The sequence below is a fragment of the Streptomyces synnematoformans genome, assembly GCF_039531005.1.
Classification (GTDB): domain Bacteria; phylum Actinomycetota; class Actinomycetes; order Streptomycetales; family Streptomycetaceae; genus Streptomyces; species Streptomyces synnematoformans.
Genome location: NZ_BAAAPF010000491.1, coordinates 1 through 3,463 on the forward strand (window position 1 = coordinate 1; position 3,463 = coordinate 3,463).

The window sequence follows — 3,463 nt, forward strand, 5'->3', positions numbered from 1 at the left end:
CCGCGGCGCCCCTCGTCGTGGGCCCGGTGACGCTGGAGCCGAACTCGCGCCGGGTCAGCGTCGGCGGCGCGGAGGTGCAGCTGACCCGCAAGGAGTTCGACCTGCTCGCCCTGCTCGCGGCGCGCCCGGGCGTGGTGTTCCGGCGGGAGCAGATCATCAGCGAGGTGTGGCGCAGCAGTTGGGAGGGCACGGGCCGGACCCTGGAGGTCCACATCGCCTCCCTGCGCGGCAAGCTCGGCCTGCCCGCGCTGATCGAGACGGTGCGCGGCGTCGGCTACCGCCTCGTGCCGCCGCCGGCCGGCTGAGCCCGGGCCCGTATGCGCACCCGGCTGCTCCCGCTGCTCATCGTGCTGATGGCGGGCATGCTGCTCGCGCTCGGCTTCCCGCTCGCCGACCGGATCGCCGGGCATGAGCAGCAGCGCGTGATCGTGGACCGTATCGACGACACCGCCCGCTTCGCCTCGCTCGCGCAGTACGTCGCCTCCCGCAGCGAGGCCCGCGCGCCGGCCGAGGACGAGCGGCTGCGCGCGCTCCAGGAGGAGCTGCGCCGCTACCACGACCTCTACGGCATCCGCGCCGGCGTGTACTACCGCGACCGCACCGCCATGGCCGCCGCCCCCGCCGGCTGGCGGGCCATGGCCGCCGGCCCGGGCGAGCACGCCTTCGCCGAGGCGCTGGCCGGCCGCCGCAGCCACGACCCCGCGCAGGTCTGGCCCTGGCAGGACGGCCGGCTGACCGTCGCCTCCCCCGTCGTACGGGACGGGGACGTGGTCGCCGTCGTGGTCACCGACTCGCCCACCGGCGCCATGCGCTCGCGCACCCTCACCGGCTGGCTGTGGCTCGGCGCGGGCATCGCCGCCGCGATGACGGTCGCGGTGGCGGCGGCGTACCGGCTGACGGGCTGGGTGCTCAGGCCCGTGCGCGTGCTGGACAAGGCCACCCACGACATCGCCACCGGCCGGCTGAAGTCCCGCGTCGCCGCCGCCGGCGGCCCACCGGAGCTGCGCCGGCTGGCCGGCTCGTTCAACGAGATGGCCGACCACGTCGAGGACGTGCTGGAGCAGCAGCGCGCCTTCGTCGCCGACGCCTCCCACCAGCTGCGCAACCCGCTGTCCGCGCTGCTGCTGCGCATCGAGCTGCTGCGGCTGGAGGCGCCGCGCGCCGCGGCGGAGATCGACTCGGTGCAGGCGGAGGGCACCCGGCTGGCCCGGGTCCTGGACGACCTGCTGGACCTGGCGCAGGCCGAGCACTCCCCCGCCGACCCGCGGCTGACGGACGTGGCGGGGCTGGCGGCGGAGCGGGTCGCCAGCTGGCGGCCGCTGGCCCGGGCGCAGGACGTGCGGCTGTTCCGCTCCGGCGCCGCCGCCGTGACCGGCTGGGCGGACCCGGTGGCGCTGTCCAGCGCGCTGGACGCGGTGGTCGACAACGCCGTGAAGTTCTCGCCGGCGGGCGGCGAGGTGGAGGTGCGGGTGGCCGCGGCGGGCGACACGGTGACGGTCGCGGTCGCCGACGCGGGGCCGGGGCTCACCGACGAGGAGCTGAGCCGCATCGGCGACCGCTTCTGGCGCAGCGGACGGCACCAGAACGTCTCCGGCTCGGGGCTCGGGCTGTCCATCGCCCGGGCGCTGCTGGCGGCGGGCGGGGGACGGATCTCGTACGAGCGCAACGAGCCGGCCGGCCTGCGGGTGACGATCGCGGTGCCGCGGACCGCTCCGGAGGGCGGCGGGCAGGACGCCTAGCGGCGCACGTACGCGGAGCGGAGCGCCGGCAGCGTCGCCGTCGCCGGGATCGCGACCAGCGCGCCCGCCGACGGCCGCGGGCGCCCCTTCAGCGCATCTCCGCGGGGATGTCCATCGCCGCGCACACCCCGCGCCACACGTCGCGCGCGTCCCACCCGGCGTCCAGCGCCTCGCGGACCGTGCGGCCGCCCAGCTCGGACATCACGTGGTCGCGGGCGAAGGAGTCGACATAGGGCTCGCCGAAGTAGTCGCGCATCCGCTGCCAGAAGACCGTCAACCGCATGCGTCCATTATCCCGCCCGTTACGTGCACCTGAGAGTGCTCCCCGCCCGTTGGCCTCCCCGCCGGCGGCGCCGTGCTCGTAACGTCGCCTCATGGCTGACTCCCCGCAGGCCCGCGCCGCAGATTTCATCTGGCAGACCGCCCGCGTGCTGGAGCAGCGCCGGTTCGCCCACCACTTCGTGCCGGGCGGCGCCGACACCGACGGGGTGGAGAAGGCGCTGGACGCGTACCGGAACGCCGACGGCGGCTACGGGCACGCCCTGGACCCCGATCTGCGCGGCCCGGTCAGCCAGCCGCTGCACACCGCGCACGCGCTCCGCGTCCTCGACTCCCTCGGCCGCTGCACCGGCCGCCGGGCCGAGGACGTCTGCCGCTATCTGACCGCCGTCTCCAACCCCGACGGCGCCCTGCCCGCCGTGCACCCTTCGCTGCGCGGCTACCCGGCCGCACCGTGGTTGCCGGTCCCGGCGGACCCGCCGAGCGCGCTGCTGACCACCGCGCCGGTCGTGGGGCTGCTGCACCGCAACGACGTCTGGCACGCCTGGCTCTTCCGCGCCACCGACTTCTGCTGGCACGCCGTCGAGTCGCTGCGCCGGAGCCACCCGTACGAGGCGGAGGCGGCGGTCGCCTTCCTCGACCACGTGCCCGACCGGCGGCGGGCGGAGGCCGCCGCGGACCGGCTGGGGCGGCTGGTGCGCGCCGAGCGGCTGGTGCTGCTGGAGCCGGGGCGGGCGGGCGCGCAGCCGGCCGCGGAGGGGCACGTGCCGGGCGAGCACCACCATCCGCACGACTACGCCAGGCGGCCGGGGTCGCTGGCGCGGCGGTGGTTCAGCGACGCGGAGATGGCGCGGTCGCTGGACTTCCTGGCGGCGAACCAGCGGGCGGACGGCGGGTGGCCGGTGGCGTGGCGGCGCTGGTCGCCGGGGGCGGAGCTGGAGGCGCGGCCGATGGCGACGCTGGACGCGCTGCTGACGCTGCGGGCGTACGGGAGGCTCTGAAGGCGCGCGGGAGACCCGGCCCGCGCCCCCGGGCCCGGTCAGCCGGCCACGGCCCGTGCGGCCGCGGTGAGGACCACCGCGGCGGCCACGACGACCAGGAACGGCGCCCGCAGCAGCAGCGCCGCCCCGGCGGCCGCGAGTCCGGCGGCGCGGGCGTCGAGGGCCGGCGACGTGCCGTCGGCGAACGTCTGCTGTGCGGTGAGCGCGGCCAGCAGCGCGACCGGCAGCAGAGCGGCCAGGCGGCGCACGAGGGGGCGTTCCAGGGCGCCCGCGGGTACGGAGAGGCCGAGCAGCTTGACGGCGTAGCAGCCGGCGAAGGTCAGCCCGATCGCGAGCCAGGTGTTCACGCGCCGCCCTCCGCCCGCAGGCCGTCGGCCCGCGCGGCGGCGCCCCCCCGCGCGCGCCCGCGCGTTCGGCCCGCGTGCAGCGCCCGCACCAGCGGCA

5 protein-coding genes are annotated in these 3,463 nt (G+C 77.4%); 3 read left to right on the plus strand and 2 right to left on the minus strand.

What is annotated here, in order from left to right:
• A partial coding sequence (locus ABD317_RS34910) for a winged helix-turn-helix domain-containing protein (protein WP_344295643.1) occupies positions 1-305 on the plus strand: 305 nt, incomplete at its 5' end.
• Between the two features lie 12 nt (positions 306-317).
• Positions 318-1,739: a sensor histidine kinase gene (locus ABD317_RS34915; RefSeq protein WP_344295646.1), complete on the plus strand. Its 1,422-nt coding sequence runs from the start codon at positions 318-320 to the stop codon at positions 1,737-1,739.
• Positions 1,740-1,827: 88 nt separating this feature from the next.
• Here the strand turns inward: ABD317_RS34915 and ABD317_RS34920 are convergent, their stop codons facing one another.
• Positions 1,828-2,022 carry a DUF3046 domain-containing protein gene (locus ABD317_RS34920; RefSeq protein WP_027752675.1) on the minus strand — a complete coding sequence of 65 codons (195 nt, stop codon included), beginning with the start codon at positions 2,020-2,022 and terminating at the stop codon, positions 1,828-1,830.
• Between the two features lie 91 nt (positions 2,023-2,113).
• Here ABD317_RS34920 and ABD317_RS34925 point away from each other — a divergent pair, with 91 nt between their 5' ends.
• Positions 2,114-3,019: a hypothetical protein gene (locus tag ABD317_RS34925; RefSeq protein WP_344295651.1), complete on the plus strand. Its 906-nt coding sequence runs from the start codon at positions 2,114-2,116 to the stop codon at positions 3,017-3,019.
• Positions 3,020-3,057: 38 nt separating this feature from the next.
• Here the strand turns inward: ABD317_RS34925 and ABD317_RS34930 are convergent, their stop codons facing one another.
• A complete protein-coding gene (locus ABD317_RS34930; protein WP_344295653.1) occupies positions 3,058-3,366 on the minus strand; it encodes an AzlD domain-containing protein in 309 nt (102 codons plus the stop codon).
• Between the last annotated feature and the right edge of the window lie 97 nt (positions 3,367-3,463).